The sequence below is a fragment of the Amycolatopsis sp. NPDC104819 genome (assembly GCF_055583145.1).
The window spans coordinates 180,177-204,063 of the sequence record NZ_JBVJON010000015.1; the positions used below are offsets into that span (position 1 = coordinate 180,177).

The following is a 23,887-nucleotide window of genomic DNA, read 5'->3' on the forward strand; positions in this document are numbered from 1 at the left end:
GGCCTCCCCGGTCAGTGCGCGGCCGCGGCCGTGCGCCGCTGCACCAGCTCGGTCATCCGCTCGACGGTGCGGAAGTTGTCCAGCTTCAGCTCCTCGTTGGGGATCCGCGTGGCGAACGCCTTCTCGATGAACATGACGAGCTCCATCGCGAAGAGCGAGTTCACGAAGCCGAGGGCGAAGATGTCCTGCTCGTCGGTGAACGACAGGCCGGGGAACTTCGCCCCGATGAAGGTGCGGATCTCGCCGCGGACGTCCTGCGACATGGGAAAGCCTCTCTCGGGTAAGGGAAGGGGGGCGCCGGCGGGGTCAGCCGGCGCCGGCCGCGCTGTAGCTGTAGAAGCCCTTGCCGCTCTTGCGGCCGTGCAGCCCGGCCGCGGTCATCTGCTTGAGCAGCGGGCAGGGGCGGTACTTGCCGTCGTTGAACTCGTCGTAGAGCACCTCGACGCTGTAGAGGATCGTGTCGACGCCGATCAGGTCCGCGGTCTCCAGCGGGCCCATCGGGTGGCCGAAGCAGCTGCGGAACACCTCGTCGACGGTCGCCGCGTCGGCAACACCTTCGTGCACCAGGAAAGCGGCCTCGTTGACGGTGAGCATGAGCACGCGGTTGGAGACGAACCCGGAGGCGTCGTTGACCGGGATCGGCTTCTTGCCCATCGACTCCAGCAGCGTCCGGACGATGTCCTTCGTGGACTCGCTCGTGTGGTAGCCGGGGATGAACTCGCACGCCGGCTTCATCGGCACCGGGTTCATGAAGTGCACGCCCATCACCTTGTCCGGGCGCGAGGTGAGCGCGGCGACCTTGGTGATCGGGATGGCCGAGGTGTTGACGACGAAGACGGTGTCGGCCTTGCAGGCCTCGTCGAGCTTCGGGTAGAGGCGGGACTTCAGGTCCCAGTTCTCGGTGATGTTCTCGATCACGACCTCGGCCTCGGCGAGCAGCTCGAGCTCGGTGCCGGTGGTGATCCGGCCGAGCACGGCCTCGGCGTCGAGCTCGGGGCCGCCGAGCATCCGGCTCATCCGGCACTCGAGCTCGATCCGGTCGCGGGCGTCGGCCAGCTTGCCCGGGTCGACGTCCACGAGCACGGCGTCGTGCCCGCTGGTGGCGAGGTTCTGCGCGACCCCGGTGCCCATCACACCGGCGCCGACGACTCCGACGAGGCTCATCGTTCCTCCTTGGCTGCGTTGCTCGTGGTCAGGTCCAGCACGCCGTCGAGCCGGCCGTGCGTCGCGCGCACGGCGTCGGCTCCCCCGGGCTGTTCGCCGGCGAACAGGACCGTGGCGCCCAGCTCGGTGGCGAGCCGGGTGGCGAGGTCTCGGGCGGTCCGGTCGAGCTCGCCTTCGACGAGGTAGACCGGCCGCTCCGCCGTCATTTCCGCGGACCGCGCGCCGAGGGCGACCTCGGCCGCCGACCGCGTCGTCGTCGGTTCGATCCAGTACCGCTCGCGGTGGAACGCGTAACCGGGCAGCGTGGTCTTGCGCGGTTCGCGGCCGGCGTGGCAGGCACGCCAGTCCACGTCCGCGCCGGACAGCCACGCCCGGCCGAGCGCCTCCGCGAGCACCGCCGTGTCCGGGCGGGGATCGGCTTCGCCCGGCAACGTCGGCACCAGCAGCGGCCAGGACTCCTGCGGGAAGTCCGGGTGGCCGCGGAACATCGAGCCCAGCGACTGCCCGGCTCCCAGCTCCAGGACCACCGTGTCAGGTGCGGCACTGGCGAGATGCTCGATCATCGCGGCGAACCGGACCGGGCGGCACATGTGCTCGGCCCAGTAGCCCGGGTCCTTGAGCTGCTTCGCGGTGATCGGCGCGCCGGTGACGTTGGACAGGTACGGGACGTCCGGCTCGCGCGGGGTGAGGTGCTGCCGGGCCCAGGCCGTCAGCTCGGCGGCGGCCGGCCGCAGCGAGCGTGAGTGGAAGGCGTGGGTCGTCCGCAGCGGACGCGCGGGGACGCCGTGCTCGGCGAGCGCGGCGGCCAGCTTCTCGACGCCCTCGGCGGGGCCGGAGACCACGATCATGCGCGGCCCGTTGACCGCGGCGACGTCGACGCCGAACGCCGTCACGTCGCCGACCAGCCTGGTGAGCTCGTCGGCGCCGACCGGGACCGCGGCCATCGCGCCGGGCGGCAGCTTCTCGACCAGCTGCGCGCGGAACGCGACCAGGGCGGTCGCCTCCGCGAGGCTCAGCGCGCCCGAGAGCGCGGCGGCGGCGAACTCGCCGACGCTGTAGCCGGCGAGCACCGACGGCTCGACACCCCAGGCGCGCAGCAGGCGGCCCAGCGCGTAGCCGAGGGTGAACACCGCGGGCTGCGTGACCGCCGGGCCCGCTTCCTCGGTGTCGGTGGCGCGGCCGAGCAGCCGGGCCAGGTCGCCGCCGTCGCCGCCGCGGGCGCCCAGCAGGGTTTCGGTCGGGTCGCTGCCGAGGTGCTGCTTGAACAGCGCCGCGCACTCATCGACGGCGGCCTTGAACTCCGGCTCGCTCTCGTAAAGGCCACCCGCCATGCCGCGGTACTGCTCGCCGACACCGGCGAGCAGGAAGGCCGTCCGCCGGGGCTTCGTGTCGGCCTCGGCGACGATCCGGTTCTCGGCGGTGAACGCGTCGGCGGCGTCGTCCAGGGACGAGACGACGGTCATCCGGCGGTGCTCGAACGCCTTGCGCCCGGCCTGCAGCGTGTAGGCGACGTCGGCGAGGTCCGTCCACTCCGGACGGTGGGCGGCGAGCCGCTCCGTGGCCGCGTCGGCGGCTTCGGCCGTCCGCGCCGACCAGACGAGCAGGTGGTGCGGCCGCGGGGCCGGCCGCACCGGGTGGTCCTCCGGGGCCTCCTCGATGACGACGTGCGCGTCCGTGCCGCCGAACCCGTAGGCGCTCACCCCGGCCAAGCGCGGCCGCTCGCCGCGCGGCCAGTCGGCCAGCTCCGCCTGGACGACCAGCTTGTCGCCGCTCTGCGCGAGCTGCGGGTTGGGGGTGCTGAAGTTGACCGCAGGCGGCAGCTTCTCGTGGTGCAGCGCGAGGGCGGCCTTGATGAACCGGGCGATGCCGCCGGCCTGGTTGATGTGCCCGAGGTTCGCGTCGATCGAGCCGAGGGTGACCTTCTCGACGCCGTCGACGTCGAAGATCTTCTGCAGCGCGCAGATCTCCGCGACGTCCCCGAACGGCGTGCCCAAAGTGGACACTTCGACGTGGTCGATCTCGGCCGGCTCGACGTCGGCGGCGGCCATCGCCTCGGCGACGACGGCGGCCTGGCCCGGCACGCCCGGCAGGTTGAAGCCCTGGCGCGCGCGGTTGCCCTCGTGGTGGATGGCCCAGCCGCGGACCACGGCGTACACGCGGTCGCCGTCGGCCTGCGCGTCTTCGAGGCGGCGCAGGACGATCACGCCGAGGCCGTTGCCCGGGACCTTGCCGTTGGCGCCGGCGTCGAGGATGCGGTTGATCCCGTCGGGGGCGAACCGGCTGCCCTCGCGGTAGAGGTAACCGGGGTCCTGCGGCACGACGACCGACACGGCGCCCGCCACGACCAGGTCGGACTCGCCGGTCAGCAGGCTGGAGCAGGCCTGGGCGACTGCGGCGAGCGCGGTCGAGCTGCAGCTCTGCACGCTCACCGACGGCCCGGTCAGGTCGAGCGCGAACGACAGCCGCGACGCCAGCAGGTCCTTCTCGTTCTGCAGGATCAGCTGGTCCGGGCCGACGGTCAGCGCCGTGACGTCGTTCTGCAGCAGGTTGGACATCAGGTACGTGCTCGGCGCGCCGCCGGCGAACACGCCGGCCAGGCCCTCGATCTTGTCCGGGTCGACACCCGCGTCCTCCAGCGCGTGCCAGGAGCACTCGAGGAACAGCCGGTGCTGCGGGTCGAGCAGCTCGGCGTCGGCGCGGCTGTAGCCGAAGAAGTCGGCGTCGAAGCGGTCGATGTCCGGCAGCAGCCCGGCCGCGGGCACGAACGCCGGGTCGTCGGCGACCTCGGGCGCGACCCCGGCGGCGAGCAGCTCGTCGCGGGTCATCCGGGTGATGCCGTCGCGGCCGGCGCACAGGTCGGCCCAGAACTTGCCGATGTCGGGCGCGCCGGGGAAGTTCCCGGCCATGCCGACGATCGCGATGTCGTCGCCGGTGTCCCTGGGTTGCGTGGTCATGGTCTACCTTCCGGTCCGGCTCGGGCGTTTGCGGAGGTTCGCGGCGCGGGCGCGGCGGCGCTCGCCGCGCGCGGCGACGTCTTCGGCGGCTTCGGCGGGCGCGGCGGTCCCGGCCGCGGGGGCCGCGTCCGGCTCGCCGAGCAGCGTGACGAACTCCGCGATGGTCGGTTTCTCGAACAGGCTGGCCGGCGCGAGCTCGACGCCGAACTCCTTGGCGACGCGGCCGATCAGCACCAGGCCGATCAGCGACGTGCCGCCGAGGTCGAAGAACGGGTCGTGCACGCCGACCTCTTCCAGGCCGAGACAGTCGCACCACGCGGCCGCGACGCGTTCCTCGGCGGGTGTGCGCGGCGCGACCAGCGCGGTGCGCAGGTCGGGGCGCGGGTAGCGCTCGCCGGAGGGGACCGCGGCGTCGGCGCCGACCAGCGCGTCGACCGAGCCCATCCGGGCCAGCGCGGCGAGGACGTCGGTCAGCGGCAGCGGCAGCACCGTCACCTGGGACTCACCGGAGGCGACGATCCGCGAGAGCAGCTCGGTGCCTTCTTCGGCGCCGATGCCGAACTCCTCGCGGAACCGCTTGGAGCCTTCCTGCGCCTCCGCCGAGCCGGACAGCCCGGCCGAGGTCCACGCGTCCAGCTGCCACGGGCCCCACGCCACCGACACGACCCGTTCGGCCGCCTTGCCGGAGGCCGATTCGACGGCGGCGAAGCCGTCGAGGAAGGCGTTGGCCGCGGAGTAGTCCGTCTCGCCGACCCCGACGGTCAGGGTGACCGTCGAGGAGTACAGGACCAGCAGCTCGACCGGGTCGACGCGCAGCGCTTCGGCGAGGGCGAGGGTGCCGTCGATCTTCGGAGCCAGGACGGCGGCCGCCTGCTCGCGGGTCTTGTTCTGCAGCAGGCCACCGCCGGCGATGCCCGCCGCGTGGATCACGCCGTCGAGGCCGCCGAAGTAGCCGCGGACCTCGGCCAGCAGCGCGGCGGCCTCACCGGGGACGCTGACGTCGGCTTTCACGGTGAGCACGTCGGCGCCGAGGGCCCGCAGGTCGCGGACGGCCAGCAGCACGGTGCTCGTGCGGTCGTCGACGCCGTGCTCGCGGATCCACTCGTCCCAGGTGTCCTCGGGCGGCAGCGCGGTGCGGCCGGCCAGCGCCAGGTTGACCCCGAGCGGCGCGAGCCGCCGGGCCAGCGCGAGGCCGAGGACACCGAGGCCGCCGGTGACGAGGTAGGTGCCGCCGGGTTTCCACGCGCTCGCGTCGTCGACCTCGGGCAGCTGGACGACGTCGTAGTCGCGCAGCCACCGCCGCCCACGGCGCCAGGCCGCGACCGCGACGCCGTCGACGGTGTCCACTGTGGACGCCGCCAGGAGATCGAGCTCGTGCAGGGCCTGCGTGGCGGTGTCGCCGTCGAGGTCGGCGTACTGGGCGCGGACCAGGGGGTATTCGGCGGCGATGGCGTCGGTCATGGCGGCGATGGTCGGGGCGAACGGGTCGGTGGCGTCCCCGCCGAGCACGTCGTACCCGCCCCGGCCGAGGGAGAGCAGCTCGACGCGGCGGCCGTTGGTCTCGGCGCCGATGGCCTTGCCGAGCCACATCAGGCTGTAGAAGCCGGCTTCGAGGTCGGTGCCGGTGAGGCCGTGCGCGTGCACGATCCGCAGCGGCCCATCTTCCTTCGCCTGGGCGAGCACCCGGCGGTAACCGTCCACATCGGACGGCTCGATCCCGGCCCGGGTGACGTGGTGCCCGGCGGCTTCGGCGGCGGCCTCGAAGCCGTCGAGGGTGCCGAACAGGATGATCTCCCCCGGGGTGGCGGGGACGCGGCGGGTGCTGTCGCGGCGCCAGGTCGGGGTGTGGGCGGCGAGGCCGTCCTTGACCGGGGCGGCGGGTTCGGCGGTGGCCTGGCCCGCCGTCATCTGGGTCATGGACCAGCCGCTGCCGCGCGAGGAGACCTCGGGCCAGTAGCGGATGCGCTGGAAGCGGTAGGCGGGCAGGCGGACGAGCTGGCGGTCCGTGTTCGGCCAGGTGACCGGGACGCCGTGCTCCCAGAGGGCGCCGAGCGCGGTGAGCCAGGCTTCCCGGCCGGGCTGCGGCTGCAGCGAGACGGCCGGCGTCTGCGAGAGGTAGCGACCGGCCGCTTCGGCCCCGGCGTCCCCAAGCCCGGCTTCGACGAGGACCTCGGCGTAGCGGGCGAGGGCGAGCAGGCCGTCCTCGAAGCGGTCGTCGGAGATGCGCCAATGGGCCGGGTCGGCGGCTTCGGCGGCGGTGAGGAGCTCCCCGGTGCGCGGGGAGATGACGGGGATCCTGGGGTCTTCGGCGGCCGGAACGGCTCCGCCGAGGGCGAGGTCCAGGCCTTCGGCGAGGGTGAAGAGCCCGCCGGCGACGGCGGCGACGTGCTCGCCGGTGCCGCGGCCCAGGATGACGGCGGGTTCAAGACCCCAGGCGGCGAGCAGCCGGGTGAGGGCGTACTCGGCCGCGAAGGTCGCGGCCCGCTCGTCCGTCGAGAGGTCCTTCACCGTCGCGACCTCGTCGATCGCCGCCCGGAAGGCCGGTTCCGTGCGGTACAGCTCGTCCGACCACGTTCCGTGCGTCCCGGGCAGCAGCAGCCCGAACCGGCGCCGGTCGGTCACCGCCGAGCCGCCGTTCACCTCGCGCAACGCAGTGATCGCGTCGGCGGTGTCACGCACCAGCACCGCCTTGCGCAGCGGCAGCGCACTGCGCCCGGCCTGCGTCGTGAAGGCGACGTCGGCCAGCTCGAGCTCCGGGTGTTCGGCAAGGTGGTCCGCCAACGCCGAAGCGTTCGCGCGCAACCCGGCCTCCCCCTGCCCGGAGACGGTCAGCAGCTGCCACTCCGGACCGGACACCGGCGCCGGAGCGGGCGCGGCCGCGTCGAGGACGAAGTGGACGTTCGATCCCGACCAGCCGAACGAGCTCACCCCGGCCCGCAGCACCCCGGCGGCGTTGGCCGGGAAGGGGCGCGAACCCGGCACCGGACGCACCGGCCCGTCCACCGTCACCACGGAGTTCGGCGTGCTCATGTTCAGGTTCCCAGGCAGGGTCGCGTTCTCCAGCGACAGCACGGTCTTGATCAGCCCCGCCATCCCCGCCGCGGCTAGCGTGTGCCCGACGTTGGACTTCACCGCGCCCACGAACAACGGCTCCGGAGCCGACCGCTCGGCGAAGATCTCCTTCAACGCCGTGAACTCGATCGCGTCACCCAGCTGCGTGCCGGACCCGTGCGCCTCGACGAACCCGATCTCGTCCGGCGTCACCCCGGCGTCGGCCAGCGCCGCGCGGATGACCGCGTTCTGGGCCGCGCGGTTGGGCGCGGTGAGGCCGTTGCTGCGGCCGTCCTGGTTGGTCGCCGAGCCGCGGATGATCGCGCGGGCGCGGCCGGCGTCGGCCGCGCGGCGCAGCACCACGACCCCGCCGCCTTCGCCGATGACGTAACCGTCGGCGGTCTCGTCGAACGTCTTGGTGCGGCCGTCCGCCGCGAGCATGCTCATCTTGCAGGACTGGATGAACACGTCCGGGTTGATCATCGCGGACGTCGCGCCGACGATCGCGATGTCGCACTCGCCCCGCCGCAGGCTCTGCACCGCCAGGTGCGCCGCGCTCAGCGCCGACGAGCACGCCGTGTCGACCGTCAGGCACGGGCCGCGCAGGTCCAGCAGGTGCGCGATGCGCCCGGCCGCCGCGGACAGCGAGCTGCCGAGACCGAAGTACGGGTCGTCGGCCGCGTCGATGCCGTCGGCCTCCAGCTGCCGCATGCTGTACTGCATCGTGTCGATCAGCCCGGCGAACACGCCGGTGCGGCTGCCGCGCAGCTCCTCGGCGGTCAGGCCGGCGTCCTCCAGGCCTTCCCAGACCAGCTCCATGAGCAGCCGGAACGACGGGTCGAGCCGCCGCGCCTCCTGCGGCGAGAGGCCGAAGAACCCGGCGTCCCAGCCGGCGAGGTCGGAGACGAACGCGCCCTGCTGCGTGTACGCCTTGCCCGGCGCGGTGCGGTCGGGGTCGTAGTAGTCGGCGGCCGTCCAGCGGTCCGGCGGCACCTCGCGCACCAGGTCCTTGCCCTCGACGAGGTTCGCCCAGAACTGCTCGGGTGTGTCACTGCCGCCGGCGAACCGGCACGACAGCCCGACGACGGCGACGTCCTGCCCCGCGGCGGCGGCCTGGCCGGTCACCACCGGCCGGTCGTCCCGGGCGCCGGGCGCGAGCGAAGCCAGCAGGTGCGCGGCCAGCGCGGCCGGAGTCGCGTGGTCGAACACCATCGTGGGCGGCAGGCCCAGCCCGGTCTCGGTGTTGATCCGGCCGCGCAGCTCGATCGCGGTCAGCGAGTCGATGCCGAGCTTGGTGAACTGCTGCCCGGCCGGGACCCCGTCGGTGTGTCCGAGCACGGCCGCCGTGTGCGTCAGGACCAGCTCGGTGATGACACGCTCGCGTTCAGCCTCGGGCAACCCCGCCAGCCGGGTCCGCCATGCTTCCGCGGCCTCCGCGCCTTCCTCCGCGCGAGCCGCTTCGGCCTCGGCGATGGCGACGACCTCGGGCAAGTCGGCCAGCAGCGGGCTCGGCCGCAGCGCGGCGAACGGCGGCGCGAACTTCTCCCAGGTCAGTTCGGCGACGGTCAGCGCGGTCTCGTCGCGGTCCAGCGCGTGCCCGAGCGCGACCAGCCCGGTCTCCGGCGCCATCGCCGGGACACCCAGGCCGCTCAGCAGCTCGTCGAGGTCCGCGCCGACCCCCATGCCGACCTGACCCCAGCGTCCCCACGCGATCGACGTCGCGGGCAGCCCCTGCGCCCGCCGCCGCTGGGCGACGGCCTCCAGGTGCGCGTTCGCGGCGCCGTAAGCACTCTGGACGGCGTTGCCGATGGACGCGGCGATCGACGAGAACAGCACAAACGCGTCGAGGTCGAGGTCGTCGGTCAGCTCTTCGAGGTTGCGCGTCCCGGCGACCTTCGGACGCAGGACGTTCGCGTAGCGCTGACGGTCCATCGACTCGACCAGGCCCAGTTCGAGGACCCCGGCGAGGTGGAACACCGCGCACAGGTCGTCGCGGATCGGCTCGATCACGGCGGCCAGGGCGCCGCGGTCGGCGACGTCGCAGGCGGCGATCGTCACGCGGTCCCCGGCCAGGTCCTGCGCGCCCGCCGCGTCCAGACCCTGGCGGGACACGAGAACCACGTGCTCGGCGCCGTGGTCGAGCAGCCAGCGCGTGACAACCCCGCCCAGGCCACCGGTGCCGCCGGTGACGAGCACGGTGCCCCGCGGCTGCCACGAGCGTTTCGGCTCGCTGACCTCGGCATGGGCAAGACGGCGGCCGAAGGCGCCGGACGCACGGACGGCGACCTGGTCCTCCCCGCGCGGGCCGGTGATGACATCGCGCAGCAAGGTGACGGCCCGCTCCCCCGGCTCGGCCGGGACGTCGACCAGGCCACCCCAGCCCTGCGGGTTCTCCAGGGCGGCGGCGCGGCCGAAGCCCCACAGCTGGGCCTGGGCCGGCGCGTCGGGTGCGTCGTCCGGGCCGGTCGAGACGGCGCCGCGGGTCAGCGTCCACAACGGACCCTGCGGGTCACGCGCCGCCAGCGCCTGGACCAGCGTCATCGTGGCCTCGGCGCCGAAGGACAGGCCGTCGGTCTCGGTCTCGTCGAGGGCCAGCAGGGAGAGGATGCCGTCGAAGTGCTCGTCGGGCAGCTCGACGTGGTCGGGGCGCTCGACGACCAGGCGCTCTACGTCGCCCAGGGCGTTTGCGGCCGCGTCGATCCACGGGTGCTCGCCGGGCGCCGTGACGAGCAGCCAGCGGCCGGTCGTGGTCGATGCAGCAGGTGTGAACGGCTGCCAGCGCAAGTGGTACGCGAGCGAGTCGGCCTCGGCGGACAGCGAGCGGGCGCGGCGGTAACGGGTCAACGCGGGCAGGACCGTCCCTAGTGGAGCGTCCACATCGGACAGCTTCAGCTCGGCGGCGAACTCGCCGAGATCGCCGCTCTCGACAACCGACCAGAATCGGCCGTCCTCGGCGGCGACCATCTGCGTGCCCGGGTCCTCCAGCCAGAAACGCTTGCGCTGGAACGGGTACGTCGGCAGGGCGACGCGGCGAGCGCCACTCCCGGCCAGGTAGGCCGCCCAGTCGACGCGCGCGCCGTGGGCGTGCAGCTGACCGAGCGCGGTGACGAGGGTCTGCGCCTGGTCGCGGTCCTTGCGCTGGGCCGCGGCGAAGACGGCGTCGTCCGGCCGCACCGAACGGCCCATCGGCGTGAGCGCGGCGTCCGGGCCGACCTCGAGGAACGTCGTCGCGCCCTGGGCGTGCAGGGTCTCGACGGCGTCGGCGAACCGGACGGTGCCGCGGACGTGCTCGGCCCAGTAGGCCGGGTCGGTGAGCCGGTCGGCGAGCTCACCGGTCAGCGTCGAGACGACGGGGATCGTCGGCTCATGGAAGGTCAAAGTCCGCGCGACCGCGGTGAACTCGGCGAGCATCGGCTCCATCAGCGCCGAGTGGAACGCGTGCGACACCGAGAGCCGCGTCGAACGGCGGCCGGGGAACTTCTCGGCGACAGCCAGGGTCGCGGCTTCGGCCCCGGAAAGGACCACCGCGCGCGGGCCGTTGACGGCAGCGAGCGCAACTTCGTCGGACAGGTGCGGGCGGACCTCGTCTTCGGTGGCTTCGAGGGCGAGCATCGCGCCACCCTCGGGCAGCGCCTGCATGAGACGACCGCGGGCGAGCACCAGCTTCGCCGCGTCCGCCAGGGACAGCACCCCGGCGACGTGCGCGGCGGCCAGCTCGCCGATCGAGTGCCCGGCCAGGAAGTCCGGCGTGACACCCCAGGACGTCACCAGGCGGTAGAGCGCGACCTCGAACGCGAACAGCGCGGGCTGCGCGAACTCCGTGCGGTCGAGACGGGCGGCATCGGCGCCGAAGACGACGTCACGGACGCCGGGCAGGTGCGCGCAGACCTCGTCGAACGCCGAGGCGAACGCCGGGAAGACCTCGTGGAGGCGGCGGCCCATGCCGAGCCGCTGCGCACCCTGGCCGGTGAACAGGACGGCCAAGCGGCCGCCGGTGTCGCTGCCGGTCGTGGTCCCCGCCTCGCCGGCGGCCAGCGCTCGCAGGCCCGCCGCCAGTTCGCCGCGGTTCGTGCCGGTGACCACCGCCCGGTGCTCCAGCGCGGCCCGGCCGGCGACGAGCGAGAGCGCGACGTCGACCGGCTCCGCCCCCGACTCATCCACAGTGGACAGCAGAGCGGCAGCCTGCGCCTTTACAGCGGCGGGAGAAGCTCCCGAAAGGACATACGGAACCACCGGCGGCGCAACAACCTCACGCTCCGAAGCGGGCTCGTCGACCGGCTGCTCCAGGATCACGTGCGCGTTGGTCCCGCTGATCCCGAACGACGACACCCCCGCGCGGCGCGGCCGGTCGGCCGTCGGCCACTCCCGGCGCGAGGACAGGACTTCGACCGCCCCGGCGGACCAGTCGACGTGCGGCGACGGCTTGTCGACGTGCAGGGTCGCGGGCAGGACGCCGTGCCGCATCGCCTCGACAACCTTGACGATCCCGGCGATGCCCGCCGCGGCCTGGGTGTGCCCGATGTTGGACTTCACCGACCCGAGCCACAACGGCGTCTCACGGTCCCGGCCGTAGGTGGCGAGCAGGGCCTGCGCCTCGATCGGGTCACCGAGCGCGGTGCCGGTGCCGTGCGCTTCGACCATGTCGACGTCCGAAGTGGACAGTCCGGCGTTCGCCAGCGCCGACCGGATCACCCGCTGCTGCGAAGGGCCGTTCGGCGCGGTGAGACCACTGGACGCGCCGTCGGAGTTCACCGCGCTGCCGCGGACCAGCGCCAGTACCGGATGGCCGTTGCGCCGGGCGTCGGAAAGCTTTTCCAGGACGAGCATCCCGGCGCCCTCGGCCCAGTTCGTGCCGTCGGCCGCGGCCGCGAACGGCTTGCAGCGGCCGTCCGGCGCGAGGCCGCGCTGACGGGAGAACTCGACAAACGCCCCGGGTGTCGCCATCACGGTGACACCGCCGGCCAGCGCCAGGGTGCACTCCCCCGACCGCAGCGCGCGGGCGGCGAGGTGCAGCGCGACCAGGGAAGACGAGCACGCCGTGTCGATCGACACCGACGGCCCCTCCAAGCCGAGCGCGTACGACACGCGGCCCGAGACCACCGAGCCCGAAGTCCCGATGCCGAGGTACCCCTCGTGTTCCTCCGGCAACGCCGTCAGCCGCGACGCGTAGTCGGTGAACCCGACGCCGGCGAACACGCCGGTCGCGCTGCCCTTGAGCGACGCCGGGTTGATGCCGGCCCGCTCGACCGCCTCCCACGCCGTCTCCAGCAGCAGCCGCTGCTGGGGGTCGGTCGCCTCCGCCTCGCGCGGCGAGATGCCGAACAGCTCGGCGTCGAACTCGGCCGCGTCGTGCAGGAACCCGCCCTCGCGGACGTAGCTGGTGCCCGGCTTGGACGCGTCGAGGTCGTGGATCGCGTCGGTGTCCCAGCCGCGGTCCGCCGGCCACGGCGAGATCGCGTCGACACCGCCGTCGACCACGTCCCACAGCTGGTCCGGGGTGCGGACCCCGCCGGGGAACCGGCAGCTCATCGCGACGATCGCGACGGGCTCGGTCTCCTTCTCCCGCGCGTCCGCCAGCTCGCGGCGGCTCTCACGCAGGTCGGCCGCCATCCGCTTGAGGTAGTCGACGTACTGCTCTTCCGAAGGCATGGGTCACGGCTCCCGAGGGGCTGGAGGGCGGGTCAGCGCGGGCCGAACTCGTCGTCGATCAGCGCGAGGAGGTCGTCCGGGGACGCGGCTTCGAGGTCGGCGGTGGCGAGCGCGGGCTTCTTCGCCGCCCACGCCGACACCAGCCGCTTCAGCCGGTTGTCGATCTCCGCGTCGGCGGGGTCGGCGCCGTCGAGGAGGGCTTCGAGCCGGGTGATCTGCTCGGTCACCGCGGCCCCGGGGCCGGTCTCGGGGGCGAGCTCGGCCTGCAGGTACTTGGCCAGCGCGTCGGGCGCCGGGTAGTCGAACACCACGGTCGTGGGCAGGCTCAGCCCGGTCGCGGCGGCCAGCGCGGCCCGGAACTCGACCGCGGTCAGCGAGTCGAAGCCCAGGTCGAGGAAGCCACGCGCCGGGGCGATCGCGGCCGGGGTCGTGTGCCCGAGCACGGTCGCGGCGTGCCCGCGGACCAGGTCGAGCAGCGTGCGCTCCTGCTCGGCCCCGGCCTGGCCGGCCAGCTTGCGCCGCAGTTCCCCGGCGTCGGCGGCCGCGGCCCGGCGCCGCACCGCGGGCACCAGGTCCCGCAGCACCGGCGGCAGCAGCCCGGCCCCGGCGGCCGCGGCGAGCGCGGCCCGTTCCAGCTTCACCGGCACCTGCGCCGCGACGTCGGTGGTCAGCGCCCGGTCGAACAGCGCGAGGCCTTCGTCGAGCGACAGCGCGGGGAAACCGGTGCGGCTGAGGCGTTGCGCGGCCGCGGTGTCGAGCGCGCCGCCCATGCCGTCGGCCCAGCGGCCCCAGGCCAGCGAGCGGGCCGGCAGGCCGAGAGCCCGCCGGTGGACGGCAAGGCCGTCGAGGAACGCGTTCGCCGCGGCGTAGTTGGCCTGCCCGGCGTTGCCGAGGACCCCGGCGGCCGAGGAGAACAGGACAAACGCCGCCAGTTCGTGGCCCTTGGTCAGCTCGTGCAGATGCCAGGCGGCCCCGGCCTTGGGCGCGAAGACGCCGTCGAGCCGCTCCGGCGTCTGGGCTTCGACCAGACCGTCGTCGAGGACACCGGCCGCGTGCACCACTCCGGTCAGACGCGGGATCCCGGCCAGCAGGGCTTCCAGGGCACCGCGGTCGGCGACGTCGCAGGCCACGACCCGGGCGCCGAGTTCGTCGGCCAGCTCGGCCGCGCCGGGCGCGTCGAGCCCACGACGGCTGGTGAGCACCAGGTCGGTGACGCCGTGGTTCCGCACGAGGTGGCGGGCGATGTGGGCGCCGAGCCCGCCGGTGCCACCCGTGACCAGCACGGTGCCGCCGGCCAGTTCGGGCGCTTCAATGACCGGACCGCTGACGGTGGCCAGCTTCGGCGCGTACGCCTGGCCGTCCCGCAGCAGCAGCTGGCCTTCGCCGGTGGCGAGCGCCCGGCCCAGGGCCGCGGTGTCGCCGTCGCCGTCGACCAGGACGAACCGGTCCGGGTGCTCCGACTGCGCCGAGCGCACCAGGCCCCAGACGGCCGCCGCGGCCGGGTCGGCACCGTCCTCTTCGGACAGCCCGGTCGCCCCGGCGGTCAGCACGACCAGACGGCTTTCGGCGAACTTCGGCTCGGTGAGCCACTCCTGCACGGCAGCGAGCACTCCGGCGAGGTCACCGTCCGATTCGGACACTTCCAGCACGACCGCGTCCGGGACCTCGTCACCGAGGTCTTCACGACGCGTCCACGTCGTCTCGGCGGTGCCGAGCGCGACCGGCGTCCAGGCCAGCCGGTGCAGGTGCTCCTGCTCGGAGCCCGCGACGGCCGGGCGTTCGCCGAAGGTGATCTCGGCGGACAGGACCGGCTCGCCGGAGACGTCGAAGACGGCCAGCTTGCCGTTCTCCACCCGAGCCCGGACCGTGGTGGCGCCGGTGGCGTGCAGGGTGACGTTCCGCCAGGCGGCGGGCCAGCCGTGCTCGGCCAGCAGCGGGTCCAGCAGTTCGGGGTGGAGGCCGTAGAGCTGGGCGGTGTCGTCGGACGCGCCGGGCACGGTCAGCTCGGTGAGCGGGCCGTCGGCGACCGGCGCCGGGGCGGGAGTGCTGACCAAAAAGCCGGTGGCGTGCCGCTGCCAGTCCTGGCCGCCGCGGGTGTGGATCGAGACCGGACGGCGTCCGTCGGCTTCGGGTCCGACGGCGACCTGGACCTCGCGGTCCCCGGCCAGCGGCGCCTCGACGGCCAGCTCGGCGATGGTGCCCGCGCCGACCTCGTCACCGGCGCGGATGGCCAGCTCGACGAGCAGCGTGTCCGACGGCTCGGCGGGCAGGACGCCGGTGCACAGCACCGAACCGTCCCCGGCCGAGGTGACCGCGCCGGCCAGCACGGGGTGGCCGAGGCCGCCGGCGGCACGGGCCACGGCGGGCTCGCGCAGCCAGAACCGTTCGTGCTGGAAGGCGTAGGTCGGCAGGTCGATCACCTGAGGCCGGGCGGGAGCGTAGAACGCCGTCCAGTCGACGTCGACGCCGACGACGTGCAGCCGCGCCAACGCCGTGACGGCCGTGGTCGGCTCGTCGTGGTCCGCGCGCAGGGCGGGGACGGCCGTGCCCGCGTCCGCGGCCAGGGCCGACAGCACGGCGTCCGGGCCGATCTCCAGGAACGTCGTCACGCCTTCGGCCTTCAGAGTCGCGACGATGTCGGCGAACCGGACCGGCTCGCGGACGTGCCGGACCCAGTGCGCCGGGTCGGTCGGGTCGGCGCCCGAGGACACCACCGGGATCGACGGCTCGGCGTAGGTCAGCTCAGCGGCGACGGCGGCGAAGTCGTCGAGCATCGGGTCCATCAGCGCCGAGTGGAACGCGTGCGAGACGTCGAGGCGCTTGATCTTGCGACCACGGCCTTCCAAGACCGCGGCGGCGGCCAGCACCGGTTCCTCGGCACCCGAAAGCACCACGGCCTGCGGGCCGTTGATCGCGGCGATGCTCACGTCGGTGAACTCCGCGACCTCCGCTTCGGAAGCCTGCACCGCGACCATCGCGCCGCCCTCGGGCAGCGCCTCCATCAGGCGGCCGCGGGCCTCGATCAGCTTGGCCGCATCCGCCAGGGTCAGCACCCCGGCGACGTGCGCCGCGGCGATCTCGCCGATCGAGTGCCCGGCGACAAACGCGGGCCGCACGCCCCACGACTCGTAGAGCCGGAACAGCGCGACTTCGAGCGCGAAGATGGCGGGCTGGGCGAGCCCGGTCCGGCCGAGCGCGACGGCGTCGTTGACGTCGCGCACGGCCGGGAGCAGTTCGGCGATCTCGTCGTAGGCCGCCGCGAACGCCGGGAAGGCGGCGTACAGGCCGCGGCCCATCCCGGCCCGCTGGGAGCCCTGGCCGGTGAAGAGGAAGGCCAGGCGGCCCGGCGCGGTCTCGCCGGTCACCAGGTGCGCCGACGTCCCGCCGGCGGCCAGCGCCTGCAGCCCGGCGGCCGGGTCGCCGACGACCACCGCGCGGTGAGCGTGGTGCGTGCGGGTGGTGGCCAGCGAGAAGCCGACGTCCGCCGGGTCGTCCACAGTGGACAGCAGGCGCGAAGCCTGCGCGGCGAGGGCGGCCGGGGTGCGGCCCGAGATCGGGTACGCGGCCACGGGCAGCGGCTGCGTCGGCTCGGGCTCGGCCGCGGCCGGCGCCTGTTCGAGGATGACGTGGGCGTTGGTGCCGCTGATGCCGAACGACGACACCCCGGCGCGACGCGGGCGTCCGGTCTCCGGCCACTGCTCCTGCGTGCCGAGGAGTGTGATCTCACCGGCTTCCCAGTCGACGTGCGGGGTCGGCTCGTCGAGGTGCAGGCTCGCCGGGACCACCCCCTGGCGCATGGCCTCGACCATCTTGATGATCCCGGCAACACCCGCCGCGGCCTGCGTGTGGCCGATGTTGGACTTCACCGAGCCGAGCAGCAGCGGCCGCTCGCGGCCCTGGCCGTAGGTGGCCAGGAGGGCCTGCGCTTCGATCGGGTCGCCCAGCGGCGTCCCGGTGCCGTGCGCCTCGACGACGTCCACAGTGGACGCCTCGACACCCGCGTTGGCGAGCGCCGCACGGATGACGCGCTGCTGCGACGGGCCGTTGGGGGCAGTGAGGCCGTTGGACGCGCCGTCCTGATTGACCGCAGATCCGGCGACGACAGCCAGGACGTGGTGACCGTGACGGCGGGCGTCGGAAAGCCGTTCCAGGACGAGGATCCCGACACCTTCGGCCCAGTTCGTGCCGTCGGCCGCGGCCGCGAACGGCTTGCAGCGGCCGTCCGGCGCGAGGCCGCGCTGGCGGGAGAACTCGACGAACATGTCCGGCGACGCCATCACGTTGACACCACCGGCCAGGGCGAGCGTGCACTCCCCCGACCGCAGCGACTGGGCCGCGAGGTGCACGGCGACCAGCGACGACGAGCACGCCGTGTCCACCGACACCGCCGGGCCTTCGAGGCCGAGCGCGTAGGCGACACGCCCGGAGATGACACTGCTGAACGACGCCGTGCCGAGGAAACCCTCGACCTGCTCGGGGATGGCGCTCAGCCGCGAGACGTAGTCGTTGGACAGCGCGCCGGCGAACACCCCGGTGCTGGTACCGCGCAGCGACGACGGGTCGATGCCCGCCCGCTCCAGGGCCTCCCACGCCGTCTCCAGGACCTGACGCTGTTGCGGGTCCATCGCGAGGGCTTCGCGCGGTGAGATGCCGAAGAACTCGGGGTCGAAGTCGCCCGCGTTGTAGAGGAACGCGCCTTCGGAGGCGTACGTCGTGCCGCGGTGGTCGGGGTCCGGGTGGAACAGGGAGTCGAGGGGCCAGTCACGGTCGGTCGGGAAGTCGCCGACGCCGTCACGGGCTTCCGCGACGAGCTGCCACAGCTCGCTCGGCGAGGTGACGCCGCCCGGGTAGCGGCAGCCCATGCCGACGATGACGATCGGGTCGTCCGGGGAGGAACCGGCGCCGGCCGCGCTGGGGGCGACCACGGCCGGGGCCGGCTCCTCGGTCCCGATCAGCTCGGCGCGCAGGAACGTGCTCAGCGCGGCGGGCGTCGGGTGGTCGAAGACGAGCGTCGCGGGCAGCCGGAGGCCGGTCGCGGCGCCGAGGCGGTTGCGGAGCTCGACCGCGGTGAGCGAGTCGAACCCGATTTCGTTGAACGCGCGGGTCGCGGCGATGCCCGCCGCGTCCGCGTGACCGAGGACCTGCGCGACTTCGCGGCGCACCAGCTCCAGCAGCAGTTCGTCCTGCTCCGCGCCGGGCAGGCCGGTGAGCTTGCGGCGCAGCTCGCCCGCCTGCTCGGCGGTGGCCGTCTTGGCCTTGCCGCGGGTGGACCCGCCGACCAGCGACCGGATGAGCGGCGAGATCGGCGCGTCGCTGCCGCGCACGGTGGCGCGGTCGAGCTTCAGGCCGAGCAGGACGGCGTGGTCGAGGGAGACCGCGCGGTCGAACATCGCCATGCCCTCTTCGGGCGCGATCGGCGGGAACCCGCTGCGGCGCATGCGTTCCTCGCCCGCGTCACCCAGCTCGCCGCGCATGCCGCCGGACCACAGGCCCCACGCGACGGACTGCGCGGCCTTGCCCTCGGCGCGGCGGCGCGCGGCCAGCCCGTCGAGGAAGGCGTTGGCGGCGGCGTAGTTGCCCTGGCCCGGGTTGCCGAGCACACCGGCGGCCGAGGAGAACGTGGCGAACCAGCGCAGCGGCAGGCCCGCGGTCAGCTCGTGCAGGTGCCAGGCGGCGTCGGCCTTCGGGTAGAGGACCCGGTCGAGGCGCTCGGGGGTCAGGGTGTCGATCGGGCCGTCGTCGAGGACGCCGGCCGCGTGGATGACGCCGGTCAGGTTCGGGATCCCGGCGAGCAGCGTGGCGACGGCGTCGCGGTCGGAGCTGTCGCACGCGGTGATGGTGACGTTCCCGCCGAGCCCGGTCAGCTCTTCGGCCAGCTCGGCCGCGCCCGGGGCGTCCGGGCCGCGGCGGCTGGTCAGCACGAGGTCGCGGAGGCCGTGCTCGGTGATCAGGTGCCGCGACAGCATCGCGCCGAGGCCGCCGGTGCCGCCGGTGATGAGGACTGTCCCGTCGGGACGCTTCGGGATGGTCAGCACCAGCTTGCCGATGTGCTTGGCCTGGCTCAGCAGCCGGAACGCCTCGGGCGCGCGCCGGACGTCCCAGACGCGACGCGGCAGCGGCTCGAACGTCCCCGCCGCGAACAGCTCCAGCACCTCGGCCCACATGCGGGAGAACTGTTCCGGCCCGGCTTCGATGAGGTCGTAGGGCCGGTAGTGAACGCCGTTATACGCCGTCGCGACCTCTTCGGGGTCGCGCAGGCCCGCCTTGCCCATCTCGAGGAACCGGCCGCCGCGCGGCAGCAGCCGCAGGGACGCGTCGACAAACTCGCCGGTGAGCGCATCGAGCACAACATCGACACCACGGCCTTCGCTGGTTGTGAGGAACTGCTGCTCGAAGTCGAGGGTGCGGGAGTTGGCGATGTGGGCGTCGTCGAGCCCGGCTTCACGCAGGATGTGCTGCTTGGCGGGGCTCGCGGTGCTGTAGACCTCGGCGCCGAGGTGACGCGCGATCTGGATGGCCGCCATGCCGACACCGCCGGCGCCGGCGTGGATCAGCACGCTTTCGCCCGGCTGCAGCCCGGCCAGCTCCTTCAGTCCGAAGTAGGCGGTGAGGAACACGAGCGGCACGGACGCGGCTTCTTCGTCGGTCCAGCTGTCGGGGATCCGCGCGCACATCGACCGCTGGGCGGTGGTGATCGTGCCGATGCCGCCGATCGCGACCCCCATGACGCGGTCGCCGGGGGCGAGATCGTCCACTTCGGACCCGACCTCGAGGACCACCCCGGCCACCTCGTTGCCGAGCGGGCCGGGCTCGCCGTCGAACATGCCGAGCACGTTGAGCGCGTCACGGAAGTTCAGGCCCGCGGCCCCGACGGCGACGCGGATGTTGCCGGGCGCCAAGGGTTCCAGGGCCTGCGGGCACGGCTCCAGCCGCAGCTCCTCCAGGGTGCCGCGGCCGGCCATGCCGAGCCGCCACGCGGGTTCGGCGGGCGGGACCAGCTCGTCCGTGCCCGGCAGCGGGCCGAGGCGCAGCGCGGAGAAGACGCCGTCGCGCAGGGTCAGCTGCGGTTCGCCGGTGGCGATGGCCGCGGCGACCTCGGAGTCGGAAAGATCGCCGGTCTCGGTGTCGATGAGGAGCACGCGGCCGGGCAGCTCGCTCTGCGCGGAGCGGCCGAGGCCCCAGACCGCGGCGGCGGCCGGGTCGACTCGGCCGGTGGTGGCGTCGGCGGTGACGATGACCAGCTTGGCGTCGGCGAAGCGGTCTTCGGTCGACCACTGCTGCAGGACGGCCAGGACCTCGCGGGTGGCGAGCCGCGCGCTCTCGGCGGCGTCGTCCGGGTCGGTCAGCACCGGCAGGACGACAACCGGCGGCACGTCCCCGCCACCGAGGCGGCCGTGGAAGGACCAGCCGACCGGCTCGGGGTCGGCGGGCGTCGCCAGCGGCGTCCAGTCGAGGCGCCACAGCGCGTCCAGGCCCGGCGTCGACGCGGTGAGCGGGCCCGCGGTGAGTTCGCGCAGGGTCAGCGAGCCGACCGTGGCGACCGGCGAGCCGGTGCCGTCGGCCGCGCGCAGGGTGACCGCGCCGGACGCGTCCCGCGTGATGCGCAGCCGCAGCTGGGACGCGCCGGTCGCGTGCAGGGCGACGTCCTGCCAGAGGAACGGCAGCTGCGCGCCGCCGCCTTCGCCGGTGAGCAGGCCGATCGCGTGCAGGCCCGCGTCGAGCAGGGCGGGGTGCAGGCCGAAGCGCTCGACGTCGGCCTTGCCCGCGTCCTCCGGCAGCGCGGTCTCGGCGAAGATCTCGTCACCGAGGCGCCAGGCGTGCGTGAGACCGCGGAAGGTCGGGCCGTACTCCATGCCCGCGGCGGCGAAGGCCGGGTAGACGTCGGTGAGGTCGACCGGGGTCGCGTCGCGCGGCGGCCACGCGGTCAGGTCGAACCCGGCGGCCGGGGCCGTCGGGGCGAGGGTGCCGGTGCCGTGCAGCGTCCAGGAACCCTCGCCGGCGCGGGAGTAGACGGCCACGGCGCGGCGGCCGCTCTCGTCCGGCCCGGCGACGGCGACCTGGACGTCCAAGGCCCCGGCCAGGACCATCGGCTCACGCAGGGTCAGCTCTTCCAGGTGCGCGCACCCGGCTTCGTCCCCCGCGCGCAGGGCCAGCTCGACCAGCGCGGTGCCGGGCACGACCACCGTGCCGCCGACGGCGTGGTCGGTCAGCCACGGGTGGGTGGACGGCGAGATCCGGCCGGTCAGCACAACCCCGGCGCCGTCGGCCAGCGTCACGGACGCGCCGAGCAGCGGGTGCCCGGCGTCGGCCAGGCCCAGCCCGCTCGGGTCACCGGCACTGCGGTTGCCGCGCAGCCAGTAGGTGTCACGCTGGAAGGCGTAGGTGGGCAGGTCGATCGTGCGGGCGCCGGTCCCGGCGTAGAAGGCCGTCCAGTCGACGCGGGCGCCGCGGACGTGCAGCTCGGCCAGCACGGACATCGCCGTCAGCGCCTCGTCGCGGTCGCGCCGCAGCACCGGTACGGTCAGCACGCCCTCGGCGGGCAGCGTCCGGGCGGCCATCCCGGCCAGCACCGAGTCCGGGCCGATCTCGACGAACCGGGAAACGCCTTCACCACGCAGGAACTGGATGCCGTCGGCGAACCGGACCGGCTGGCGGACGTGTCGCGGCCAATACCCGGGGACGGTGACCTCGTCCGGCCCGGCTAGCCGACCGGTCACATTGGACACCACCGGGATCGACGGCGCGTGGTAGGTCATCTCCTCGGCGATCGCGCCGAACTCGGCGAGCATGCCATCCATCCGCGCGGAGTGCGACGCGTGGGAGATGTTGAGCCGCTTGGTCTTGCGGCCGCGCTCGGCGAACTTCGCCGCGAGTGCCTCGGCGACGGCTTCCTCGCCGGAGACGACGATCGAGTCGGGCGCGTTGAGCGCGCCGATGGCGAGGCCGTCGGTCAGCTCGGCGGCGACCTCCTCCTCGGTGGCCTGGATGCCGATCATCGCGCCACCCGGCGGCTGCGCCTCCATCAGGCGCCCGCGAGCGGTGATCATCCGGGCGGCGTCGGCGAGGTTCCAGACGCCGGCGACGTGCGCGGCGCCCAGCTCACCGGCGGAGTGGCCGACGACGTAGTCGGGGCGCGCGCCCCAGGACTCGTACAGCCGGAACAGCGCGACCTGCAGGGCGAACATCGCGGGCTGCGCGTAGGTCATCCGGTCGAGCAGCGACTGGTCGTCCCCGAAGACGATGTCGGCCAAGGGACGGTCGAGGTGGGCGTCCACAGCGGCGCAGGCCTCGTCGAACGCCGTCCGGTACGCGGGGAAGGTGTCGTACAGCTCGCGGCCCATGCCGCAGCGCTGGGCGCCCATGCCGGAGAACAGGAACGCGGTGCGTCCGTGCAGCGGCTCACCGGTGACAACACCCGGCGCGGGGTCGCCGTTGGCCAGCGCGGTCAGCCCGGCCTCGAGGTCTTCCGCCGAGCGGCCGACGACGGCGGCCCGCGTCTCCAGCGCCGTGCGTGTGGTGGCCAGCGACCAGCCGAGGTCGAGCGGCTCGACGTCGTCCACAGTGGACAGCAGGGACCGAGCGGTACCCTGCAGCGCGGCCGGGCCGCGGGCCGAGAGCAGCCACGGCTGGACGGCGGGCGGCGTCCGGTCCTCTTCGGACTCTTCGGACGGAGGAGCCTGCTCCAGGATGACGTGCGCGTTGGTGCCACTGAGCCCGAAGGACGAGACACCCGCGCGGCGCGGATGGTCGGCGGACGGCCACTCCCGCCGTTCCGTGACCAGCTGCACCGCACCGGCTGACCAGTCGACGTGCGACGTCGGCTCGTCGACGTGCAGCGTCGCGGGCAGGACGCCGTGGCGCATCGCCTCGATCATCTTGATGAGCCCGGCCGCCCCGGCCGCGGCCTGGCTGTGGCCGATGTTCGACTTGATCGAGCCGAGCCACAGCGGCTCTTCACGCTCCTGGCCGTAGGTGGCCAGCAGGGCCTGGGCCTCGATCGGGTCACCCAGGGTGGTGCCGGTGCCGTGGGCTTCGACGGCGTCGACGTCCGCGGCGGTGAGCTTGGCGTTGGCCAGCGCGGCGCGGATGACCCGCTGCTGCGAGGGCCCGTTGGGCGCGGTGAGGCCGTTGGACGCGCCGTCCTGGTTGACCGCCGAGCCGCGGATCACCGCGAGGATGCGGTGGCCGTTGCGCTTGGCGTCGGACAGCCGCTCCAGCAGGAGCATGCCCGCGCCCTCGGACCAGCCGGTGCCGTCGGAGCCCTGGGCGAAGGCCTTGCACCGGCCGTCCGGGGCCATGCCGCGCTGGCGGGAGAACTCGACGAACGTCTCCGGCGTCGCCATCACCGTGACGCCGCCGGCGAGGGCGAGCGAGCACTCCCCCGACCGCAGCGCGTGCGCGGCCAGGTGCACCGCGACCAGCGAAGACGAGCACGCCGTGTCGATCGTGACGGCCGGGCCCTCCAGGCCGAGGGTGTAGGAGATCCGGCCGGACAGCACGCTGTTGGACGACCCGGTGCCGAGGAAGCCTTCGACCTCTTCGGACACCCCGTCGAACCCGGACACGTACTCGCTGCGCATCGCGCCGGCGAACACGCCGGTGCCGCTGCCCTTCAGCGACGCCGTGTCCAGGCCCGCCCGCTCCAGGGCCTCCCAGGTGACCTCCAGCAGCAGCCGCTGCTGGGGGTCCATCGCCAGGGCTTCCCGTGGCGAGATGCCGAAGAAGCCCGCGTCGAACTCACCCGCGTCGTGCAGGAACCCGCCCTGGTTGCTGTAGGTGGTCCCGCGGTGCTCGGGGTCCGGGTGGTAGAGCGCCTCGGTGTCCCAGCCGCGGTTGTCCGGGAACGCCGTGATGCCGTCGCCGCCCTCGGCGACCAGGTCCCACAGTCCCTCCGGCGAGCTGACGCCGCCGGGGTACCGGCAGGCCATGCCGATCACGGCCAGCGGCTCGGAGCCGCTGTCCTCGGCCTCCTGCAGCCGTCGCCGCGTCTCGCGCAGCTCGGCGGTCAGCCGCTTGAAGTACTCGAGCGTCCGCTCGTCGGTGGTCATGACGGTGGTCCTCCTAGCGGC

General features: G+C 73.9%; 5 protein-coding genes. All 5 read right to left on the bottom strand.

Annotated elements, in window-relative coordinates; all coding sequences use genetic code 11:
• Positions 1–11: 11 nt before the first annotated feature.
• The 5 genes from ACZ63E_RS38005 to ACZ63E_RS38025 are packed head-to-tail and all read right to left on the bottom strand — an operon-like array spanning position 12 to position 23,866.
• Entirely contained in the window at positions 12–263 is a 252-nt protein-coding gene (locus ACZ63E_RS38005) for an acyl carrier protein (RefSeq protein ID WP_395922619.1), read from the bottom strand.
• Between the two features lie 43 nt (positions 264–306).
• The gene (locus ACZ63E_RS38010; protein WP_465312142.1) at positions 307–1,164 is read right to left on the bottom strand and encodes a 3-hydroxyacyl-CoA dehydrogenase family protein; all 858 of its coding nucleotides are present in this window, start codon (positions 1,162–1,164) and stop codon (positions 307–309) included.
• The gene (locus ACZ63E_RS38015) at positions 1,161–4,118 is read right to left on the bottom strand and encodes a type I polyketide synthase (protein WP_465341172.1); all 2,958 of its coding nucleotides are present in this window, start codon (positions 4,116–4,118) and stop codon (positions 1,161–1,163) included. The genes ACZ63E_RS38010 and ACZ63E_RS38015 overlap by 4 nt, the downstream gene beginning before the upstream one ends.
• 3 nt (positions 4,119–4,121) lie before the next feature.
• Positions 4,122–12,818 carry a type I polyketide synthase gene (locus ACZ63E_RS38020; protein WP_465341173.1) on the bottom strand — a complete coding sequence of 2,899 codons (8,697 nt, stop codon included), beginning with the start codon at positions 12,816–12,818 and terminating at the stop codon, positions 4,122–4,124.
• A 32-nt stretch (positions 12,819–12,850) separates the two neighbouring features.
• Complete coding sequence (locus ACZ63E_RS38025; protein WP_465341174.1) at positions 12,851–23,866, bottom strand: SDR family NAD(P)-dependent oxidoreductase; 11,016 nt, start codon at positions 23,864–23,866, stop codon at positions 12,851–12,853.
• Between the last annotated feature and the right edge of the window lie 21 nt (positions 23,867–23,887).

Coding starts and splice junctions, on each gene's coding strand:
- ACZ63E_RS38005 (WP_395922619.1), bottom strand. CDS start 263: ATGTCGCAGGACGTCCGCGGCGAGATCCGCACCTTCATCGGGGCGAAG.
- ACZ63E_RS38010 (WP_465312142.1), bottom strand. CDS start 1,164: ATGAGCCTCGTCGGAGTCGTCGGCGCCGGTGTGATGGGCACCGGGGTC.
- ACZ63E_RS38015 (WP_465341172.1), bottom strand. CDS start 4,118: ATGACCACGCAACCCAGGGACACCGGCGACGACATCGCGATCGTCGGC.
- ACZ63E_RS38020 (WP_465341173.1), bottom strand. CDS start 12,818: ATGCCTTCGGAAGAGCAGTACGTCGACTACCTCAAGCGGATGGCGGCC.
- ACZ63E_RS38025 (WP_465341174.1), bottom strand. CDS start 23,866: ATGACCACCGACGAGCGGACGCTCGAGTACTTCAAGCGGCTGACCGCC.